Here is a 21,730-nt window from a genome sequence, read left to right as displayed (position 1 = left end):
TCACTAGTTAGAGTTTTCAACATAGAAATAAATATTCGTATTTATTTCTATGGTTTTATAATACGAGGAAATTATATTATTTCAAAGTTGTGTATAACTTAAATTAGATATGAATATAAGAAGGCTACATGAAGCTCCTAAAGAATAAAAAACAAGAAAATTGAGCGCCTGCCAGTTTTTCCTCACATTCGTTTGGAAAGGCAGATGCGCAAAAAAAGTCGACGGCTCATAATCGCCTTGGCAACTTTTTTATTTTGGGGATAATAGCTAAAATGGATATTAAAAACATTTGAAATTTATGGAGCAAATTTTATATAATATATTAAATTGAGTACAAAAGAGGAGGGAGTTAATGAATATAAAAAGTTTTTTAAAACTAGTAGAAATTCAGACTAAAGCTGCTAGTGTTACTCCATTTGCTTTAGGAACATTAATAGCTATATATAGATTTGGTGAATTTAACTTGATGAATTTCTTATTGATGTTTATATCTCTATTATGTATAGATATGGCTACTACGGCCATAAATAATTATATGGATTACAAAAAGGCTGTTAGAAAGTATGGCTATGGTTATGAAGTACATAATGCTATAGTTAAAGATAATCTCAAGGAAAGTCATGTAATAACAGTTATATTAGGACTATTAATTACAGCAGTTATTTTTGGATTTATATTGTATCTGAATACAAATATCATAGTACTTATATTAGGAGCTATTTCCTTTGTTATAGGGGTTTGCTATTCTTTTGGACCTATTCCTATATCTAGGACTCCGTTTGGAGAGATACTTTCAGGTTTTTTTATGGGAGGAATAATACTATTCTTATCAATATACATACATATTTCTAGTAGTGAAATTATAGGTGTGAGTTTAAATGATGCGATATTATATCTAAACTTAAACATAAAAGAAGTACTATACATATTCCTTTTGGCAATACCAGCTATAGCAGGAATAGCTAATATAATGTTAGCTAATAACATATGTGATAGAGAAGATGATATAGAGAATAGAAGATATACTATGCCAGTATATATTGGAAATGATAATGCTTTAAAAGTATTTAAGTGGACATACTACATTGCATATGTAGATTTAGTTATATTAATCATATTAGGCGTTGAACCATTATTATCTATATTGGCTCTAGCTACCTTTATTATTGTTAACAGAAACATAAAAGTATTTGAAAAAGAGCATGTGAAGAGCAAGACTTTTATACTTTCAGTTAAAAATTTTATAATAATTAATGGAGCTAGAGTTATGAGTTATGCTTTGACTTTAGTTATGACAAAATTCATATTGTAGCAAAAAAGCGACTCAACCATTTGAGCCGCTTTTTTAAACTATTTTATTCTAAAACATAAACAGTTACATTTTTTACTGCCCAGTTAAGAGCTTCTTGTTTTGTGTTAAAATACACGTCTATTTTGTTGCCTATTATACTGGAACCAGTATCAGCAGCTATAGCAAATCCATAACCAGGGATATACATCTTAGTTCCATAAGGAAATACAGAAGTATCAACTGCTATTGTGCTATAACCTTGACTATTTCTTTGAGCTAATTTTCCACTTGAAGTATAGGTACTACCTACTCCATTTACTGCCCAATAAGCTGTAGATTTTACGCTGACTTTTCTAGAATAAGACATAGGGTCTCCACCTCTACTAAGAGCAACAGCACTTTGAGTTCCTTTAACCACTATTTCGTTAACAGGTTGTTTAGTTATGTTTTCTTTAACAACACTTCTAGAAACTTCTTTTCCATCTTCATATACAACTCTATATGTTATATCCTTGCTTCCTTTTTCACCATACTGTACAGTTTTCTTAAATATGTCTAATATATTATTGTCACTTTGAATTTCAGTAGAATAATCAAGAGCTATGTTTTCAGTTATTTCTTTAGTTTCAACTCTGACTATATTGATGTGCATGTCTTCTGTAAGAGTAGATTCTCTGATAGGTTCAACCTTATCCTCTGGTTGAATTGAAATACCTTCTGCTTGTATCATTGAAGCTATGTTATCTTCAGCAGATAGGAAAGATAGATTTTTACCATCTAAGTAAATAGTAATGTTTTTTGCTCTTTTAATTGTTATAGTGTCATTTTTATTAAGTAGAGAATCTAAGGCTGGTTCAATTTTATCTTTTTCTCCAAGAGTAATATTATTGGAACTTAAAACCTTTTCAACCGTTTTCCCGTAAGTAGTTATAGTCTGAGTATCATCCCCTATAACTATTGTTATGTTTTTTTGCTTCATTTTAATTACTACGATTAAAGCTATGATTAGTATTGCAGATATTATTATAGCTACAGGCTTTTTATTACTAAAATTCATTAGTTTTTTCAAATTCGCGCTAATGAAAATCTCCCCCTTTAAGCTAAACTATATAGAAATAATAACTATAAAAAGGAGGCTTGTCAATTTTTATAATGATAAAATAGAAATTGTTAACATAAAATTTATTGTTTTAGTATAAATATTACATTAGTTGTATATAATAGAAATAGTGTGTAATCAGAGCTTTACTAAGGAGGCGCAATGGGATGTAGTTGCAATTTTTAGTGGTTTATGATATACTACAATAGCCAAGGTAAATTAAAGATTTAAATACTATTAACAACATTTCTTCTTTTAAGAACAAGTTGTGTGTGTTTAAGATCTTGAGATTAAAAGGAGGAATGTAAGAATGGCTGATAGAACTTTAGTATGTAAAGACTGTGGAAAAGATTTCGTATTCACTGAAGGTGAACAAGAATTCTACAAAGAAAAAGGGTTTGAAAATGATCCAGTAAGATGTGCAGACTGTAGAAAAGCAAGAAAAGCTCAAAGCAATAATAACAGAAACTTCAGAAGATAGTAAGTTATAGCCCTATAAGAAGTATTTCTTATGGGGTTTTTTGTTGGCAATCTGCAAAAGAGAATATTTATTAAATAAAAAACAAAAACTGTTTATATAAAGAAAAAATTGAAATATAAACGAGAAGGAAGGAAACTGAATGAGCGAAATAAATTTTAGAGAATTAGGATTAAAAGAGGATGTTTTAAAAGCCATAGATGATATGGGATTTGAGGAACCTTCTAAAATACAAGCACAAGTAATACCTGTATTATTAGATGGATTTGACGTTATAGGGCAAGCACAAACAGGAACTGGAAAGACTTTGGCATTTGGAGCACCAGTACTTAACAATATTACTTCAGCAGGAAATAAAGTTAAGTGTTTAGTTTTAGCACCAACTAGAGAACTTGCAATACAAGTAAATGAAGAATTAGTTAGAATAGCTAAACATACAAGGACTAGAATATTACCTGTATATGGCGGTCAACCTATAGATAGACAAATTAAGGCGTTATCAAGAGGTATAGACATCATAGTTGGAACACCAGGAAGAGTTTTAGATCTTATGAGAAGAAGAGTAGTTGATCTAAGAAACATAGAGTTCCTAGTTTTAGATGAAGCAGATGAAATGCTTAATATGGGATTTGTTGAAGATATTGAAGAAATAATAAAGAATACTAACGAAGAAAGACAAACTTTATTATTCTCAGCAACTATGCCTCAAGAAATAAAGAAATTAGCTAAGAACTATATGAAAGATGATGCTCAACATATATCTATCATAAAAAATGCTATGACAGTATCTACTGTAAGCCAATACTATTATGAAGTAAAACATAGTGATAGAGTTGAATCTTTATGTAGAATCCTAGACGTGGATGCACCTACAGCAGCAATAATTTTCTGTAAGACTAAAAAAGGTGTTGATGAATTAGTAGCATCTATGCAAGCAAGAGGATATAGCGTTGAAGGTATGCACGGTGACTTAAGCCAAAACTACAGAATGAATACTTTAAAGAAATTTAAAGAAGGAAACTTAGAATTCTTAGTAGCTACAGATGTTGCAGCTAGAGGAATAGATGTCGAAAATGTAACTCATGTAATTAACTATGATTTACCACAAGATACAGAATCCTACGTACATAGAATAGGAAGAACTGGTAGAGCTAATAGAGAAGGTGTTGCATACACTTTAGTTACTCCAAGAGAGTATAGAGCGTTAAAGCAAATAGAAAGAATTACAAATAGTAAGATAAAGAGAAAAAATATACCAACAATAGATGATATATTTGAAGCTAAATACAATAACATATACTCAAGAATTAAAGAAACTATTGAAGGTGAAGATTATAGTAAATTTATACCTTTAGCAGAACAAATAGATGAAGAATTCAATTTAGTACAGGTTGCAGCTTCACTTATGCACATAATCTACAATAAAGAAGTTTCTTATGATTATTCAGAAAATAATATAGGATCTACTACTTCTAAAGGAAGATATGAAAGATTATTTGTTAACTTAGGTAGAAAAGATGGAATGAATCCTAAGAGCTTTATAGCATTTTTAGGTGAAGGCTTAAGATTAAAGAAAGAAGATATAGGCGATATAGATATATTTGATAAATACTCATTTATCGATGCAACTGAAGAAGTAGCAAGAGACATAATGAAAAATTGTATAGGTAAGAGAGTTAGAGGAAGAAAAGTAAATATTGAAATCGCTAATTCGAAAAAATAAAATCCATTGGTCGCAAGGATTTGATAAGAGGTTATTCAGTGAATACCCTCTTTTTTTTCATCATATTATAGACATATAGCAAAAGAAAATTTAGAATAATCTTAATAACATAAATTATGAGAACTATGGAGAATTTAAAAGTAAGAAAGGATGAGTGAGATGAATTATAAAGAAGGAACTATATATAGTGGATTTAAATTAGAAAATATTAAAGATTTACATGAAATAAACTCCAAAGGGTTAGTGTTTACACATGAAAAAACAGGAGCTAAATTAATAAAAATAAGTAATGATGAAGATAATAAAGTATTTGCTATTACTTTTAAGACACCACCAGAAGATAGTACAGGAGTTGCTCATATATTAGAACATTCAGTTTTATGTGGATCTAAAAAATTTCCGAGTAAAGAGCCATTTGTAGAATTATTAAAAAGTTCTTTAAATACATTTTTAAATGCAATGACCTTTGCTGACAAAACCATGTATCCAATTGCTAGTAAAAATAAAAAGGACTTCTTTAATTTAATGGACGTATATTTAGATGCAGTATTAAATCCTAATATATACAAAGAAAAAGAAATATTCATGCAAGAAGGTTGGCATTATGAGATAGATAAAGAAACTGATGAACTTAAGATAAATGGAGTAGTTTATAATGAAATGAAGGGAGTATATTCATCCCCAGATTCCATTATTTCTAGAGCTAGTTCAAGGTCACTTTATCCAGATACTACTTATGGCAATGATTCAGGTGGTAGCCCAGCAGTTATCCCAAATTTAACTTATGATTATTTTGTTAACTTTCATAAAAGATATTATCATCCATCTAATAGCATTATATTTTTATATGGAGACGGCGACACTGATGAAGAATTAGCATTTATAAATGACAATTATTTAAATCAATATTCTTATCAAAATATCCCACCTAACTTAGGTGTTCAAGAAGCTTTTGAAAAACCTAAGGAAATAAAAATGTCATATGGAATTTCAAATGATGATGAAGTTAATAATAAATCCTATCTTTCTCTTAACTATTCAATAGGTAGAGCATTAGATAGAGAGTTGGTTTTATCCTTTGAAATTTTAGAATATATACTACTTACTGCTAATAATGCGCTCCTAAAAAATAAATTAATAAATAGTGGTATAGTTAAGGTAGTTACAGGAAGGTTTGAAGGTGGAATAAAACAACCATATCTTAATATAACTATTAAAAATACAGATGAAGAAAATAAGGCAAGTATAATAAACAAGATAGATGAAATTTTAACTGACATAAGTAAAAATGGAATTCCAGAAGATTTTATAACTGGAGCTGTAAATAGAAAAGAATTTGAATTAAGAGAAGCTAACTTTGGAGGGTATCCAAAAGGTCTTATATATGGAATTACGGTTCTAGAAAGTATGCTTTATGGAGGAGAACCTTTTTTAAATTTAGAATATACAGATATAATTAAATCGATAAGAGATAAATCATCAAAAGGATATTTTGAAGGATTAATAAATAAATATATTTTAGGTAATAATCACAAAACCATAATAAGTATGACTCCAGAAAAGGGATTAACTGAAAAAACTGAAATAGAACTTAAAGAGAAGCTTAAGGATATAAAGGCTACATTTACAGAAGATTATATAGAAAATATTAAAAAAGATGAAGAGAAATTAAGAAAAAGACAAATGACCCCAGATACTAAAGAGCAGTTAGATACATTGCCTAAGCTTACTTTAGAGGATATATCTAAGGATGTAGAGAAGATAAATTTAGTTGAAAAGAATATAGAAGGAATTAAAACTTTATTTACTCCTATGTTTACAAATAAGATTTCATATATAAAGTTAATCTTTGATGGAAGAGTAATAAATAAGGAAGAAGGTCAATATCTAGCTTTACTTTCATTTTTATTAGGAAGAATAAATACTCAAAATAGAAGCTATGAAGAACTTACAAATGCTATAAATATGAGTACAGGAGGAATAAGTTATTCCGCAAGAAGTTTTTATAAAAAAGATAATAAACAAGACTTCGTACCAGCATTTGTAGTAAATGGTAAGGCCTTAAGCTCTAAGATTTCTAGCTTACTTGAACTTATGACAGAGGTAGTAACTGAAACTTCATTTGAAGATAATACAAGAATACTTCAAATAGTAAGAGAAATAAAGTCTAGATATGAAGGTGCTATGGTGGCTTCAGGAAATGTTCTTGGTAGTTTAAGAGTGTTAAGTTATATGTCACCTAGAGGATATTTTGAAGACTCTATTGGAGGTATAGGATTATATAAATTTATATGTAATATAGAAAAGACACTAGAGAGTGATCCAGAGAGCGTTACTAATAAGTTAAGAGAAATAGCAGATTCAGTTTTCAATATTAATAATTTAACTATATCCTTTACCGAAGAAGATGAAAACATTTCTTTAATAGAAGATAATGTACAGATATTAAAGAAAGGTCTGATTAATAAACAAGTTAAAAATCAAGATTTTAATTATAAACTTGAAAAAATGAATGAAGGATTCTTAACTCAAGCAAACATAAACTATGTTACTTTAGGCGGCTGTTATTTAGATAAAGGATTTAAGTATTCAGGAAACATGAGAGTATTAAATACAATACTTAATTTTGATTATCTATGGAGTAAAGTAAGAGTTGAAGGTGGAGCTTATGGGGTAAGAGTTAACTTAAGTAAAGATGGATTCTTGTATTTTAGCTCATATAGAGATCCTAATATTATAAAAACATTTGATGCATATAAAGGCACTGTAGAGTATTTAAAGAACTTTAATGCAACTAAAGAAGAAATGGTGAAATATATCATAGGAACTGTAAGTAAATTAGATGTTCCTTCTAATCCGGATAGTAAAGCAGATAAAGCTGTAGTTGAGTATTATGCAGGATACACAGAAGAAGATTTAATAAGAGAACGAGAACAAGTGATAAACACTACATTAGAAGACATTAAAGCTTACGGTAATCTTATAGAAGAAAGTTTAAAAGATAATTGTATAGTTGTAGTGGGAAATGAATCTCAAATAAGATCTACAGAAAGTACATTTAATCATTTAGAAAACCTAATTAAATAGAAAATATAAAACTGCCCAATAGAAATATTGAGCAGTTTTATTTTATCTATGATTTTTCATGGCTTTAACACCTAAAACAAAAGCGAGAGTACCTACTCCTATTAAAGCCAAATGTTTTTTGCTAATGCAATAATCATGGGAGCAACAAGATATGTTAATATTATCTTCATCCATTCCCATTTCCATAGAAACAGAATTTTTGAAATCTTTTAACTTATCTTTAAGATAATCTACAGCACCATTCATTTCTTTAAAATATTTTTCACTCATATGGCATTCGCAATCATCTTCGCATTCTCTATGTCTTATTTTAGGAATTTTTGTTCTTCTAGATAAAGAAGAGTATTGTTTATCTAAGTTAACACCAAAACTACTGTACATATTAATCACCTCAGTATATAGTCTAACCAAATTTTATTAATATTAATTATATAAAAGTAAAGGATTTTATTATAAAATTAAATTATAGGTTTTAGTATACTGGTATCTTTAAAGAAATAAGAGGATAAAATACTAAAAGAAAAATTATTTTAGAAGGAGGGAAGCCTTTGAGTAATGAGAGAAGACTTAAATTTACCGGATTAGTTAACTTTAGAGATTTAGGTGGATACAAAACAAAGGATGGAAAAACTGTAAAATGGGGCAAATTATACAGGTCTGATGGATTAAATTCACTAACTGAAGAGGATAAGGTATCCTTTCTTAATCTAGGAATTAAGAGCATATTTGATTATAGAACTAAAGAAGAGGTGGATAAGAAGCCAGATCCTATCCTTGATGGAACAGAATATGTAAATATATCTGCCATGACTTTAGAAGATGGCAATGAAGTTAATTTAGATATGAAGGATCTAGCTAAAAACCTAGAACAAATAAGAGCTATAAAAAATCCATTAGATATACTTGGTAAAAGATATATACAAATGGCCTTCGGAAATGAAGCTTATAAGAAGCTAATAAATTATGCTTTAGATGAAGATAAATATCCAATACTTCAACACTGTGCCGCTGGTAAAGATAGAACAGGTATAGGAGCAGCTTTGTTATTGCTTGCAATAGATGTACCAGAAGAAACTATAATTGAAGATTATCTTTTGTCACAAGAATATTTCTATGAGTCAAATGAAGCTTATAAAAAAAGTATAAGGGATATAGAAAAGTATCCAGAGGTAGAATATCTCTTAGATGCTCTTATGGGGGTAAGGAGAGAGTATATTGAGGGTTTTTTATCAGCAATAAAAGAACGATATGAAAGCATAGACGAGTATCTAGAAACTGAATTTGGCCTTACTAAGGAAAAGAAAATAAAACTTAAAAATATGTTGTTAGAATAGAAAAACAGATGATTCTTTCCTAGAATCATCTGTTTTAATATGTTAATTTACAGTTGAAGTTTTATACTCTATTAATGCTTTTGCTAATTGATCAGCACAGGATGTTCCTTTTTGCTTACAATCAATTCCTTGAAGTTTAGATATAACTGTATCAATGTCGAGACCTTCTACTAAAGCACTTAAAGCTTGTAAATTTCCATTACAGCCAGCAACGTAAGAAACATTTTTTAGTTTATTATCATCAACATCAAAAGATATTTCCCTTGCGCATACACCTGAAGTTGTATATTTCATTTGTTATTCCTCCGAATTTATTATATAGTTGCTATCATTTCTATTTCGATTTGTGCGTCTTTTGGAAGCTTGGCTACTTGTACTGCACTTCTAGCAGGTGGATTTGCTGAGAAGTATGTTGAATAAACTTCATTCATCTTAACAAAATCATTCATATCTGCTAAAAATACAGTTGTTTTAATAACATTATCTAAGCTTGTACCAGCCTCTTCTAATATAGCTTTACAATTTTCTAAAGATTGTTTAGTTTGCTCTTCTATAGATGAAGGCATTGATCCATCTATAGGATTCAAAGGAATCTGTCCAGATGTGTATACTAGGTTTCCTATCTTTACTCCTTGAGAGTAAGGGCCTATAGCTCCAGGAGCTTTGGAAGTAGATATAATTTCTTTTTTCATTCTAACTCCTCCTAAGATTATATTGTTTAAGATAGATTTTAACATAGTAAAATCATGATTTCAATAAAGCTTAAATATAGATAAGGGAAATCCAAAAGTTACAGTTTACAGAAAATTAAAGTTTTTAGTAGATATTTATTGAATAATTAAAGAATTACTTTAAAATATAAGATAGAATAGTGTGACTGTGTAGAATTAGGGGATGAAATAAATGCGAGTAAAACTAGAAGAAATAATGGAATCATTAGTTATAACTGTAAGCTTAAGTGAGATAGCTACAAACACTACAATTAGAGAATACATAAATGGAGTAAAAACAGATAGGGTTAAAGGCGATTATATAAGTCATGCTAAGGGAACGGCTTTCATAGCATTAAAAATTTCAAACGAAATGAATTTACAATTAAGTTTGAAGAAGGATGCATATATATCTTCATATCTTCATGATTTAGGATTAGCTAAAGTTGCATTTAGAGAAGCTAACGAAGAAAAAATCTTAATGAATCATTGCGAGGACGGTTCGAAATTAATTGGAGGAATTCCTCACATAAAACATTTAGAAGAGTATATAAAATTTCATCATGAAAATGTTGATGGAACAGGCCCTTTTGGAAAAGTAGGTAAAGATATCCCCTTAATTAGTCAAATAATTAGAGCAAGTGATTTAATAGAAACTCACAATCACTTGATTGATAAAAGAGAACATAAAGAGTTATTTAAATTACTAGCCAGTAACTTGGAGAATTTTATTTCTGATGAAGTCATAAAAGCAGTGAATAGTATTACCTCAGATGAAGAATTTTGGAATGTATTAAATAATGAAAATGCTAGAGATTTATGGCTAGAACAAAATAAGCCCTTAATTAATGATGTCTTGAATGATGATGAATTTCAAGAAGTAGCTGAAGTTTATGCTGAAATAATAGACTCTAGAAGTTCTTTTACTGCAAGACATTCTAGAGGTATAGCTGAAATGGCTTATTGTATAGGTCGATACAAAGGATACGATGAAACTAAATGTATAAAACTTAAAATAGCTGGTTTATTACACGATATAGGAAAACTAGCAGTTCCTAAAGAGTTTATAAATAAAAATGGAAAACTTACTGAAGATGAATTTACCATAGTTAAAAGTCATGTTGATTATACTTATAGTGTTCTTAAACCATTGACAAGCATTAGCGAAGTAACAGAATGGGCAATAAGTCACCATGAAAAACTTGATGGAAGTGGTTATTCAAGAAAACTTTTAGCAGAGCAATTAGGAGAAGAACAAAGATTATTAGCAGTTTGTGATATATATCAAGCCCTTACAGAAAACAGGCCATATAGAAAAGGAATGGAAAAAAGTAAGGCTCTAGATATAATAGGTGAAATGGTTAAGGATAAAAAGATATGCCCCTCTGCTTACGAAGATCTAAAATCCACACTTCTGCTTATAGGTATTTAAAGTCTATACTAATATATATTAAATCGTAAAAACTACATTAATGTATATAATAATTTTAAATATAAGCCTAGGATAAAATCCTAGGCTTATATTTATACTTTTAAAGGTTGTTTCTCTTTAATTAATATGTGGATATCTTCATTAACTTTGGTTATAGCATCTATATATTTTGAGAAAGACAGGTCATAGGATTTAGTAAGTAATGCTTTAATTTCATCTGTTCCTAAAAAATAAATAAACTCTTCACCTGAGCCATACCCATCTCCAATAGGAACTACTTTATTACTTGAAACAACAGTACAAGTAGCCTTATCTACGTTGTCATCTAAAAAGTTTAAAAAACCTTCTATCTCATAGAAAGGAATTAAATCAGGACTAATAAATACCTTAGCCCAAAACGGATCATTTTTTGCATTAATCTCATATTTATTTACCCAGTAAAAATCTTTAAAAGTGTTTTCTATTCTAGCTTTCAAATCTCCAGGATTAATAACTCTTCTCTCCAAAACAATCACCAACCTTTCTTATATATTTTTAGATAAAAAGCTTGGACGTATACCTTGGAATAATTGGTGATTAAAAATAGATGCTTTTGAAAATACTACACTTAGAATAGAGTACTAAGGAGGAAAATAGTATGGATTTTACAGCAAACTTTCCAAAAAAGTTTCCTGAGCAACATCAAAATATCCAACCAGGGATAGAAAAGGAAATGAACCCTACACCAATTTTTAAATCAGGGGGTTATGGAATTATAAATGGAAAATTAAAAGATAAAGTAGCAGTAATTACAGGTGGAGATAGCGGAATAGGAAAAGCTGCAGCTATAGCTTTAGCCAATGAAGGAGCAGATATAGCTATAATATATAACAATGAAAATAAAGATGCAGAGGACATAAAAAATGAGATAGAAAAAGCAGGTCGTAAATGTATTTTAATAGCTGGAGATATCAAAATTAAAGATTTCTGCAATAAAGCTATCGAGAAAGTAATAAGTTCTTTAGGAAAGATAAATATACTAATAAATAATGCAGCTGTTCAATATGAACAACAAAATATAGAAGATATAACAGAGGAACAACTAAAAAAGACTTTTGAAACTAATATTTTTGGAACCTTTTTTATGACTCAAGCAACTATAGCTCATCTTCAAAAAGGAGATTCTATAATAAATACCACATCAATTACAGCATATAGAGGGCATGAAACTTTAATTGATTATTCTTCAACAAAAGGTGCGTTAACTAGTTTTACTAGATCATTAGCAATGAACCTTGTATCTAAAGGAATTAGAGTTAATGCGGTAGCACCAGGACCAGTTTGGACTCCACTTATTCCCGCCTCATTTGATGAAAAAAAGGTTGGAAATTTTGGAACAGATAATAAGCAAGGAAGGGCTGCTCAACCAGTGGAATTAGCAGGTGCTTATGTGTTTTTAGCATCCCAAGAAGCATCCTTTATAACAGGAACTACTATACATGTTAATGGTGGAGATATGGTAATGTCATAAAGCAGAATAATTATATATTTATTTAATGGTTATATGTTATAATATATAAAATATTTTGTTTAGGGAAAGCAAGGGGGCTTTAAATTGAATTGGGGAAGAAATATAGTAAAAGAAAGTAAAAGAATAGTAGTTAAGGTAGGAACATCTACCTTAACTTATGATAATGGTAAAATAAATTTAAAGAGAATTGATAAGCTGGCTATGGTGTTAGCAGATTTAAGAAATCAAGGGAAAGACGTGGTATTAGTATCTTCTGGATCAATTGGGGTTGGGTGTAGTAAACTTAATCTAGAAGAAAGACCTAGTACTATTAGAGAAAAACAGGCAGTAGCAGCTGTTGGACAGTGTGAACTTATGCATATCTATAGTAAGTTTTTTGGTGAATATGGAAACTTGGTTGGACAAGTTCTTTTAACAAGAGATGTAGTGGAAGACGAACATATAAGAAACAATGTTATTAATACTTTTGAAACACTATTAGAAAAAGGAGTAATTCCTATAGTTAATGAAAATGATACGGTGGCTATAGATGAGATAGAAAACATATGTAATTTTGGGGATAATGATAATCTTTCAGCAATTGTAGCAAAACTTATTAAAGGAGACTTACTTATTATATTATCTGATATAGATGGGTTTTATGATTCAGACCCTAGACATAACGAAGATTCAAAAATGATTAAAGAGATATATGAGGTAAATAAAGAACTAGAAGAATTTGCAGGTGGTGCAGGATCAGCTCAAGGAACTGGTGGAATGAAAACAAAACTTGCTGCGGCTAAGGTTGCTTTAGGAGCAGGAGTTAATATGATATTAACAAATGGTAAAGATCCAGAGATATTGTTTGATATTCTTGAAGGGAAAGACGTAGGTACGCTATTTATAAATAAAAGGGGGCTAATTAATGAGTAATTTAATTGAAATGGGAAAAGAAGCTAAAAAAGCTTCAAGATTTTTGGGGAATTCATCTACAGAAGAGAAAAATAAGGCGTTAAAAAAGATTGAAGAATTCATTCTTTTAAGAAAAAATGAAATAATAGCTGAAAATGAAAAAGATTTAGAAGTTGCAGAAGCGAAAGGCACATCAAAAGCTATGCTTGATAGATTAAGACTTACAGAAGCTAGAGTAGAAGAAATGGCAATAGGAGTAGGTCAAGTGGTTTCATTACCAGATCCAATAGGAGAAGTAGTGAGTATGTGGAAAAATCATGCGAACTTACAAATAGGTCAACAGAGAGTTCCGCTAGGGGTTATAGGAATAATATATGAAGCTAGACCAAATGTTACATTGGATGCAGCAGTACTTTGCTTAAAGACTGGTAATGCTACTATATTAAGAGGTGGAAGTGAAGCTATTAACTCGAACAAGGCAATAGTTAAGGTTATAGGTGATGCTTTAGAAGAAGTTGGGTTCCCAAGAAACTCAGTTCAGTTAGTTGGAGACACTAGCAGAGAAGTAGCTAAAGAGATGATGAAATTAAATAAGTATATAGATGTATTAATACCAAGAGGTGGAGCAGGATTAATAAAAACAGTGGTTGAAAATGCAACAGTTCCAGTAATAGAAACAGGAATAGGTAATTGTCATGTGTATGTTGATGGGGACGCAGACTTAGATATGGCTAAAAAAATACTTATAAATGCAAAATGTAGTAGACCATCAGTATGTAATGCCTGTGAAACTTTACTAGTACATGAAAACTTAGCTGAAAAATTTTTACCATTAGTTTATGAAGGCTTAAAGGAATATGATGTTGAAGTTAGAGGATGCGAAAGAACTCTAAAGATATTACCTGATGTAGTAAAAGCAACTGAAGAAGATTGGGATACAGAATTCCATGATTATATACTTGCGGTGAAAGTTATAGATTCTTTAGAAGAAGCTATAGAGCACATTAATACTCATGGAACAAAACATTCAGAGGCTATTGTAACTAACAATTACTTTAATTCTCAAAAATTCTTAAAAGAAATTGATGCAGCAGCGGTATATGTTAATGCATCAACAAGATTCACAGATGGTTTTGAGTTTGGATTTGGGGCAGAGATAGGAATAAGTACTCAAAAACTTCATGCAAGAGGCCCAATGGGGTTAAAAGAATTAACAACTATAAAATATATAATCTACGGCGAAGGCCAGATTAGGTAACCCTTATTACTGTAGAGGCTTCTTCTCAAGAGCTTCATTAAAGTCATTTTAATTAAATTAATTATGCTTATTAAAAAGCTAAAAAGGAAAATGTAATATTAAATTTAAAAAATAAATAAATCTATAAAAAAGAACTGTTGCACTGATTATTTAGTGCAACAGTTCTTTTGAATTTAATTAGTTTTTTATAAGTCTATAGCATTGAATTAATATAGTTGGAGCTAATGCAAGTCCAAATATTTGTGCTAAGTTAGTTAATGTTATAGTAGAAACTAAGAATAAAGAACTAAGTGGGGTTATAAATAATATAGCTAATAGTAGGGCTAAGCCTGTAAGTATAGCATACCAAATATATTGGTTAGTAAATAACCCTGTCTTAAGTATAGATTCTTTTCCTCTGCAGTTAAAGCTGTGGAATAATCTAGCTAAACATAAAGTTGAGAATGCAAGAGTGCTTGCCAAGTGCCTATCCCCTGTATTTAATCCTATATAGTAAGCAGCCATTGTAGCTATTGTTATTAACACACCTTCACTTAAGATGCTTTTCATAAAATCTTTAGTTAATATAGAAGCGTTAGCTTTTCTAGGTTTTTCCTTTAATAAATCACCTTTTGGTTTATCTACACCTATAGCTATAGCTGGTAGACTATCAGTTACCAAGTTTATAAATAGTAAGTGAACTGGTTCAAAAGGAAGTGGTAAACCCATAACTGAAGAATATAATACTGATAAAATACCAGCAGTATTTCCAGATAACAAGAACTTTATTGCGTTCTTGATGTTAGCATATATATTTCTTCCATTAGCAATAGCCTTTACTATAGTAGCAAAGTTATCGTCTGTTAATATCATGGAAGATGCATCTTTAGATACCTCAGTTCCTGTTATACCCATAGCAATACCTATATCAGCTTGCTTAAGAGCAGGAGCATCATTAACACCATCTCCAGTCATAGCTACTATCATTCCTAAATCTTGCCATGCACGAACTATTCTTATTTTATGTTCAGGAGTAACTCTTGCATAAACAGAAATCTTAGGAACTAATTCTTTAAGTTGTTCATCAGATATTTTGTCTATTTCTATTCCTTCTATGGCTTCAGAATCATTTTGAAGAATTCCTATCTCTTTAGCTATAGCAGAGGCTGTAATTTTATGGTCACCAGTAATCATAACAGGTTTAATTCCAGCTGATTTACAGTCTTCAACTGCTTTTGCTGATTCTTCTCTAGGTGGATCTATCATAGCCACTAATCCTACAAAAGTATAGTCAAATTCATCTTCTAAAGATATGTCTGTTTCAGCAGGAAGATTTTTATAAACTAATGCTAAAACTCTTAGACCTCTTTTTGAGAAGTTCTCATTAGCAGTTTCGATTATAGCTCTATCTTCAGGAGTTAAATCTCTTATACCTTCAGAAGTTTCTATGTGATTTATTCTATTAAGTAGTACATCTACTGCACCCTTAGTTATTAATCTATAAGAAGAATTAATTTTATGGGTTGTACTCATAAGTTTCCTGTCTGAATCAAATGGTATTTCACTTAATCTCTTATAAGAATCTCTAATTTCTTCTTCAGTCTTTGAATATTCAGAAGCAAGTTTTACAAGAGCTATCTCTGTAGGGTCACCTATTTCATTACCAGACTTTATAGAAGAATCATTACAAAGTGTTAAAGAATTAAGGAAAAAGCTATGTAAGTCATTAGATAAATTTAATTCATTGCTTTTTAAAGTAGAATTATCTATATACAACTCTTTAACTTTCATCTTGTTTTGAGTTAATGTTCCGGTTTTATCAGAGCAGATTATTGAAACAGAACCTAAACTTTCAACAGATTTCAGTTTTTTAACAATAGCACCTTCATGGGCCATTTTTTGAGTTCCTAAAGCTAAAACAATAGTTACTATAGAACTTAATGCCTCTGGAACAGCAGCAACAGCAAGAGCAACAGAGAACATTAATGAGTCTATTATTGGTAAGCCTCTATAAATATCTACTAAGAAAATAACCAAACAGATTGCAAGTATACCGATTGTAAGTTTTTTACCAAAATCATCTAAGCTTATTTGTAAAGGTGTTTTCTTTTCTTGAGTATTTTTAAGTAATTGAGCTATTTTACCTATTTCTGTATCCATACCAGTTCCAGTTATTAATACAGTTGCTCTTCCATAAGTTACAAGAGATCCTGAAAAAACCATGTTTTTTCTATCAGCTAAAGGTATGTTTTCATCGATTATTATCTCCGAATGTTTATCAATGTTTAAAGATTCACCAGTTAGGGAACTTTCATTAACTTGTAGTGAAAAGTTTTCTATAACTCTACCATCAGCAGCTATAAAATCTCCAGCTTCTAGAAGAACAATATCTCCAGGTAAAACCTCTCTAGATGGTATTTCTATTTTTACTCCATTTCTGATTACTTTAGAATTTGGAGCCGAGAGAGCTTTTAAACTTTTTAGTGAGGCTTCCGCTTTTACATGCTGGATTGTACCAAGTAAGGCATTAACAATAAGTACTATTAGAATTACTATGGTACTTTCTTTGTTTCCTACAGCAAAAGATACTATTGAAGCAGCTAGTAATACCCCAACTATAAAATCCTTGAATTGTTCTAGGAAAATTACTATTAGACTTTTTCTTTCGCTTTCAATAAGTTCGTTAAAACCATGTTTATTTCTTAATGAGTCCAAAGAGCTTGAATCAAGTCCGTCATTAGAAGTATTAAATTCGTTAAATAATTCATTGCTGGTCTTGTTGAAATGATTTTTCATATTGAATCCCCCTTTTTTGTAATAAAAAAGACCTTTAATATAATTCCTAATTTACAAAGAATTATATTAAAAGTCTCGTAACCTAAATTATTAGGTACACAACACCAGACTAAAAATAGTCGTACTGTTGATGGTGTGTTTGGAACTACTCCCTTTTAATCAAGTTTTAATTACCTTATAAAGTTATCATATATAATTTAAAATGTCAATATATATAATTTTACTTTAAACATAACAAAAAGGTTTAGTCAATAGACTAAACCCAAAGCAGTTAGTCATTAATTTTTTTTCTCATCTTTTCCTGCTTTTTAAGAACATCGGATTCACTTAATCCAGTTTCTTCAACTATTTGAGCTAAACCTATGTTTTTTTCAAGCATATCTCTTGCTTGCTCCATTTGTTTTTCATGCATTCCTTTTCTAACCAATCAGAATCACTCCTTTCTAACACTTACATAAAATATTGTTTTCATTTATCAGTTATTTTACCCGTAATATTGTGATAGAATATTTTGTATAAAGTGAAGGGAAACGAAATTATGAAAGAGTATACTTTAATTACAGGTGCTACTTCAGGTTTAGGCTATGAATTTTCAAAAATTTTTGCTCAAAACGGAAATAATCTTATACTTATAGGAAGAAGATTGGAAAAGCTTCAAGAGATAAAAAAAGAGTTAGAAAATCTAAACAACATAAAGATAGAAATTATTTCTGTAGATTTATCTAAAAAGGAATCTGTGGATTACATATATGATTTTGTGAATAAAAAAAATATCTTTGTGGATAATTTAATAAATAATGCTGGTTTTGGATCTTATGGAGCATTTTATAAAGTTGAAGAAGCAAAAGATTTAGAAATGATCGATGTGAATATTTATGCATTAACTAAATTAATAAAAAAATTCCTTCCGAGTATGATTGAAAAAAATAAAGGCGGGATTCTTAATGTAGCTTCTACAGCAGCTTTTGCACCAGGAGTTAATATGAGTGTTTATTATGCAACTAAGGCATATGTTTTATCCTTAACAGAAGCATTATATGAAGAGTGTTTAGGTTATAATATAAAAATTATGGCTTTATGTCCAGGGGCAGTAAAGACAGAGTTTCAGGAAATGGCTAAAGTAGAAAAGTCGGATATTTCGAAAAATAATCTAATGGATGCTACTTATGTAGTAAAAAAAGCTTATGAAGAATTTACTTATAAAAAAAGTGTTTTATTAGTACCTGGTTTTAAAAATAAATTCTTAATTCAAGCAGTGAGATTTATGCCTAGATGGGTTACTAGAAAAATTATAAAGAAAGTAAATAAAGGATAACTTTTAAATATTGGTATCAAATCATAATAATATGACGTTAAGATACTATATAGTTCTTAACGTCATAAACACAAAGTTATATTTTTACTGATTGGAAGATTTCTTTTGATATATCTTGTAAAATAGAAAAATTCTTTTGATCAGGACAAACGATTGCAATTTCTTCAATTCCTATATGAGAATCTAAAAAAATCTTAACTTCCTCTAAAGCTATGAAGGCCATTTCCTCCACAGGAAAGCAGTATACTCCACTATTCATAAAAGGAATAGCTATATTTTTTATTGGATGTTTATCAATATAATCTTGAGTCGAAAGAGTTAAGTCCTTTACTAAATGAGAAAATCTATTTTCATGTAACCTTCTTTGTTGTCTTTCAATTGCCTCTAGTGTTTGTTTTAGATATATATCTTTGTAATCAATACATAAACCTAAAGCATTTTTATAAGCATTTCTTAAAATGGTATGTTCATTATGTGTACCTCCCTGCCAAATAGGATTGACCATATGAATAATCCAGTAGATACCATTATCAGCTAAATTATAGGATTTAGTTATCTTAGCATATCCAAATTTACATCCCTCAAGAGATTTACACTCTTTCAATAAGCTATCACCACAGGTTCTATGAATTACTCCGTCTATCCCACCTCCCCCTAATAAAGAAGAGTTTGCGTTATTTATGATGGCTGTATAGTTTTCTTTAGTTATATCACCTAAAATTAATTTCAACTTACCCATAATATCACCCTTTTATTATTAAAAATATATAACACTATTAGTATATCCATGATATACCATATAATATGTATAATAATGGCTGTGTTAAATAAAAAATTAAATATATAAAGTAAGAGAAAAATCTTTTGGTCATTGATATAAATGGTAAATATTGATAGACTAAACTTAATAAATAATTGATAAGAGGTGAAATAATGTTAGAAATAAAGGAATTAAGTAAAAGATTTAAGAGTGTAAATGTAGTAGATAAACTTTCGTTTACAGTCAATGAAGGAGAAATAGTAGGACTACTTGGTGAAAATGGTGCAGGTAAAACTACAACTTTAAGAATGATATCTACTATGCTAAAACCAACAGAAGGTAGTGTGGTGGTTAATGGATATGATGTTATAAAACAGTCAGATAAGGTTAGGAATGAGATAGGGATCTTATTTGGGGGAGATGTAGGTATATATGATAGATTAACTGCTAAAGAAAATATTCAATATTTTGGTAGGTTATATGGAATGGCTGATGAAGAAATAAATAAAAGAATAGAGGAGCTATCTAAGGATTTAGATATGAAAGAATATATAGATAGAAGAGCTGGTAAGTTTTCTAGAGGTATGAAACAAAAGGTTTCAATAGCAAGAACAATAGTACATTCACCAAAGGTAATGTTGTTTGATGAGCCTAGTACAGGCTTAGATGTTTCCGCTGCTAGAGTTATACATGACTTTATAATTAAGTGTAAGGGAGAAAATAAAACAATTCTCTTATCATCTCATTCTATGAGGGAAGTTGAAAAACTTTGTGATAGAGTAGTAATAATTAATAAAGGAAAACTTGTAGAACAAGGAACTGTAAATGAGTTAAAAGCAAGATATAGAAATGAAGACTTAGAAGAAGTGTTTGTAGGGCTGATAGGAGGTAAAAATAATGAATAATTTTTGGGTTATTTTAAAGAAAGAATTAAAAGACATATTCAGAGATAGGAAAACTTTGATATTCACTATATTACTTCCAGTAATAATATATCCAGCTATGTTTAAAATATTAGATGTGACAATGAAGGATACAGTTAGTTCTGTAGAAAAAAATGTTACATTAGCCTATAAAGGAGACAAAGAGTCTTCGCTATACAAGATTATTGACGGTATGGATAACATAACTATAGATGAGAGTGGAAATGAAGAAGATAAATTAAAAAAAGGAGACATATCTCTTATAATAGATGTTCCAAAGGATTTTGATAACCAAGTCGTAAATGAGAAAAAGAGTGATGTTAAAATAATTTATGATGATGATTCAAATAAGTCTAAAATAGCTTCATCAATGATAAGAGAAGTATTTAATGAGTACAGTAAAAATATAGTAAATACAAGGTTACAACAAAAGGGCATAGACAGCGAAATCTTGACTCCGTTTGAAATAAAAGAAGAAACTTTAAGCAAGCAAGAACAAAATGCCATGGCATATGCTATTTTGAGTATGCTTCCAACTTTAATAATCATACTTATGATAAGCCCTACTGTAGGAATAGCTGCTGATTTAGTTGCTGGAGAAAAAGAAAGAGGAACTTTTGAACCTTTATTATCTACTTCTGTGGGAAGAACCTCTATATTTTGGGGTAAGCTTATAGCTATAGCGTCCATAGCATTAATAACATTGATAACTAGCTTAGCAACTATGATTGGAACCACTATATATATGTTCTCAAGTGGTGGTAAGATGACAATTCCAATAGGTGCATTTGGTGTTATAGGAATAGTAGCTATATTTGTTTTAATAGCTTTAAGTTCCTTAGAAATAGCAATAAGTATATTTGCTCGTTCTATGAAAGAGGCCAATACTTATTTAGGCGGTCTATTATTACCAGTAATGATTTTAACTTATATTCCATTTATGATGGATGCAAAAAGTATAGGTTTTGTGTTTTTCAATATACCTATAGTTAATTCTGTGGTTGTTATGAAAGAAGCTATGGCAGGAATTTTTGATCCTATGCACATAGGATTAGTCTTGGGGTGGCATGTTATATATATAATAGCGGCAGTATTGTTTGCCAAATATATGTTTTCAAAGGAAGAGGTTGTTTTTAGATCTTAA

20 protein-coding genes are annotated in these 21,730 nt (G+C 29.8%); 12 read left to right on the top strand and 8 right to left on the bottom strand.

Features of this window, described 5'->3' with window-relative positions; translation table 11 throughout:
* Window positions 1-352: 352 nt before the first annotated feature.
* Complete coding sequence (locus L1S49_RS07440) at window positions 353-1,312, top strand: 1,4-dihydroxy-2-naphthoate polyprenyltransferase (RefSeq protein ID WP_238903326.1); 960 nt, start codon at window positions 353-355, stop codon at window positions 1,310-1,312.
* Between the two features lie 43 nt (window positions 1,313-1,355).
* Here L1S49_RS07440 and L1S49_RS07435 read toward each other — a convergent pair whose 3' ends face one another.
* On the bottom strand, window positions 1,356-2,348 hold the full coding sequence (locus L1S49_RS07435) for a 3D domain-containing protein (protein ID WP_238903325.1): 993 nt from the start codon (window positions 2,346-2,348) through the stop codon (window positions 1,356-1,358).
* Between the two features lie 352 nt (window positions 2,349-2,700).
* On the opposite strand from L1S49_RS07435, the gene L1S49_RS07430 reads away from it, so the two are divergent.
* From L1S49_RS07430 to L1S49_RS07420, 3 genes are all read left to right on the top strand, one after another.
* Entirely contained in the window at window positions 2,701-2,871 is a 171-nt protein-coding gene (locus tag L1S49_RS07430) for a zinc-ribbon domain-containing protein (RefSeq protein ID WP_021804288.1), read from the top strand.
* Between the two features lie 139 nt (window positions 2,872-3,010).
* Window positions 3,011-4,591, top strand: coding sequence for a DEAD/DEAH box helicase (locus L1S49_RS07425; RefSeq protein ID WP_073020273.1), 1,581 nt, complete (start codon window positions 3,011-3,013; stop codon window positions 4,589-4,591).
* Window positions 4,592-4,750: 159 nt separating this feature from the next.
* On the top strand, window positions 4,751-7,678 hold the full coding sequence (locus L1S49_RS07420) for an insulinase family protein (RefSeq protein WP_238903324.1): 2,928 nt from the start codon (window positions 4,751-4,753) through the stop codon (window positions 7,676-7,678).
* 42 nt (window positions 7,679-7,720) lie between these two features.
* On the opposite strand, the gene L1S49_RS07415 is transcribed toward L1S49_RS07420, so the two are convergent.
* Window positions 7,721-8,059: a hypothetical protein gene (locus L1S49_RS07415; RefSeq protein WP_073020277.1), complete on the bottom strand. Its 339-nt coding sequence runs from the start codon at window positions 8,057-8,059 to the stop codon at window positions 7,721-7,723.
* Between the two features lie 167 nt (window positions 8,060-8,226).
* Between L1S49_RS07415 and L1S49_RS07410 the strand changes: the two genes are divergently transcribed.
* Window positions 8,227-9,012 carry a tyrosine-protein phosphatase gene (locus L1S49_RS07410; RefSeq protein ID WP_238903323.1) on the top strand — a complete coding sequence of 262 codons (786 nt, stop codon included), beginning with the start codon at window positions 8,227-8,229 and terminating at the stop codon, window positions 9,010-9,012.
* 42 nt (window positions 9,013-9,054) lie between these two features.
* Here the strand turns inward: L1S49_RS07410 and L1S49_RS07405 are convergent, their stop codons facing one another.
* The gene (locus L1S49_RS07405) at window positions 9,055-9,306 is read right to left on the bottom strand and encodes a TIGR03905 family TSCPD domain-containing protein (RefSeq protein WP_238903322.1); all 252 of its coding nucleotides are present in this window, start codon (window positions 9,304-9,306) and stop codon (window positions 9,055-9,057) included.
* A gap of 20 nt (window positions 9,307-9,326) precedes the next feature.
* Entirely contained in the window at window positions 9,327-9,704 is a 378-nt protein-coding gene (locus L1S49_RS07400) for a RidA family protein (RefSeq protein ID WP_238903321.1), read from the bottom strand.
* A gap of 211 nt (window positions 9,705-9,915) precedes the next feature.
* Between L1S49_RS07400 and L1S49_RS07395 the strand changes: the two genes are divergently transcribed.
* On the top strand, window positions 9,916-11,154 hold the full coding sequence (locus L1S49_RS07395; RefSeq protein ID WP_238903320.1) for an HD domain-containing phosphohydrolase: 1,239 nt from the start codon (window positions 9,916-9,918) through the stop codon (window positions 11,152-11,154).
* Between the two features lie 92 nt (window positions 11,155-11,246).
* Here the strand turns inward: L1S49_RS07395 and L1S49_RS07390 are convergent, their stop codons facing one another.
* Window positions 11,247-11,660: a hypothetical protein gene (locus L1S49_RS07390; RefSeq protein WP_238903319.1), complete on the bottom strand. Its 414-nt coding sequence runs from the start codon at window positions 11,658-11,660 to the stop codon at window positions 11,247-11,249.
* Between the two features lie 131 nt (window positions 11,661-11,791).
* Here L1S49_RS07390 and L1S49_RS07385 point away from each other — a divergent pair, with 131 nt between their 5' ends.
* The 3 genes from L1S49_RS07385 (at window position 11,792) to L1S49_RS07375 (ending at window position 14,813) form a co-directional block, all read left to right on the top strand.
* Entirely contained in the window at window positions 11,792-12,664 is an 873-nt protein-coding gene (locus L1S49_RS07385; RefSeq protein WP_238903318.1) for an SDR family oxidoreductase, read from the top strand.
* Between the two features lie 84 nt (window positions 12,665-12,748).
* On the top strand, window positions 12,749-13,576 hold the full coding sequence (gene proB, locus L1S49_RS07380; protein ID WP_238903317.1) for a glutamate 5-kinase: 828 nt from the start codon (window positions 12,749-12,751) through the stop codon (window positions 13,574-13,576).
* Entirely contained in the window at window positions 13,569-14,813 is a 1,245-nt protein-coding gene (locus L1S49_RS07375; RefSeq protein ID WP_238903316.1) for a glutamate-5-semialdehyde dehydrogenase, read from the top strand. The genes proB and L1S49_RS07375 overlap by 8 nt, the downstream gene beginning before the upstream one ends.
* Before the next feature lie 177 nt (window positions 14,814-14,990).
* Here the strand turns inward: L1S49_RS07375 and L1S49_RS07370 are convergent, their stop codons facing one another.
* Window positions 14,991-17,588 (bottom strand): calcium-translocating P-type ATPase, PMCA-type, encoded by a 2,598-nt coding sequence (locus L1S49_RS07370; protein WP_238903315.1) that lies wholly within the window; start codon window positions 17,586-17,588, stop codon window positions 14,991-14,993.
* A 271-nt stretch (window positions 17,589-17,859) separates the two neighbouring features.
* Window positions 17,860-18,015: a hypothetical protein gene (locus L1S49_RS07365; protein ID WP_021804300.1), complete on the bottom strand. Its 156-nt coding sequence runs from the start codon at window positions 18,013-18,015 to the stop codon at window positions 17,860-17,862.
* 111 nt (window positions 18,016-18,126) lie between these two features.
* Between L1S49_RS07365 and L1S49_RS07360 the strand changes: the two genes are divergently transcribed.
* Window positions 18,127-18,903: an SDR family oxidoreductase gene (locus tag L1S49_RS07360; protein ID WP_238903314.1), complete on the top strand. Its 777-nt coding sequence runs from the start codon at window positions 18,127-18,129 to the stop codon at window positions 18,901-18,903.
* A gap of 76 nt (window positions 18,904-18,979) precedes the next feature.
* Here the strand turns inward: L1S49_RS07360 and L1S49_RS07355 are convergent, their stop codons facing one another.
* Window positions 18,980-19,642 carry a macro domain-containing protein gene (locus tag L1S49_RS07355; protein WP_238903313.1) on the bottom strand — a complete coding sequence of 221 codons (663 nt, stop codon included), beginning with the start codon at window positions 19,640-19,642 and terminating at the stop codon, window positions 18,980-18,982.
* A gap of 194 nt (window positions 19,643-19,836) precedes the next feature.
* Here L1S49_RS07355 and L1S49_RS07350 point away from each other — a divergent pair, with 194 nt between their 5' ends.
* On the top strand, window positions 19,837-20,568 hold the full coding sequence (locus L1S49_RS07350) for an ATP-binding cassette domain-containing protein (RefSeq protein ID WP_238903312.1): 732 nt from the start codon (window positions 19,837-19,839) through the stop codon (window positions 20,566-20,568).
* The gene (locus L1S49_RS07345) at window positions 20,561-21,730 is read left to right on the top strand and encodes an ABC transporter permease (protein WP_073020297.1); all 1,170 of its coding nucleotides are present in this window, start codon (window positions 20,561-20,563) and stop codon (window positions 21,728-21,730) included. The genes L1S49_RS07350 and L1S49_RS07345 overlap by 8 nt, the downstream gene beginning before the upstream one ends.

The sequence above is a fragment of the Clostridium sp. YIM B02506 genome (assembly GCF_022324845.1).
In the GTDB taxonomy this organism is placed as follows: Bacteria; Bacillota; Clostridia; order Clostridiales; family Clostridiaceae; genus Clostridium_T; species Clostridium_T intestinale.
This window is presented reverse-complemented; position numbering and strand designations above follow the sequence as displayed.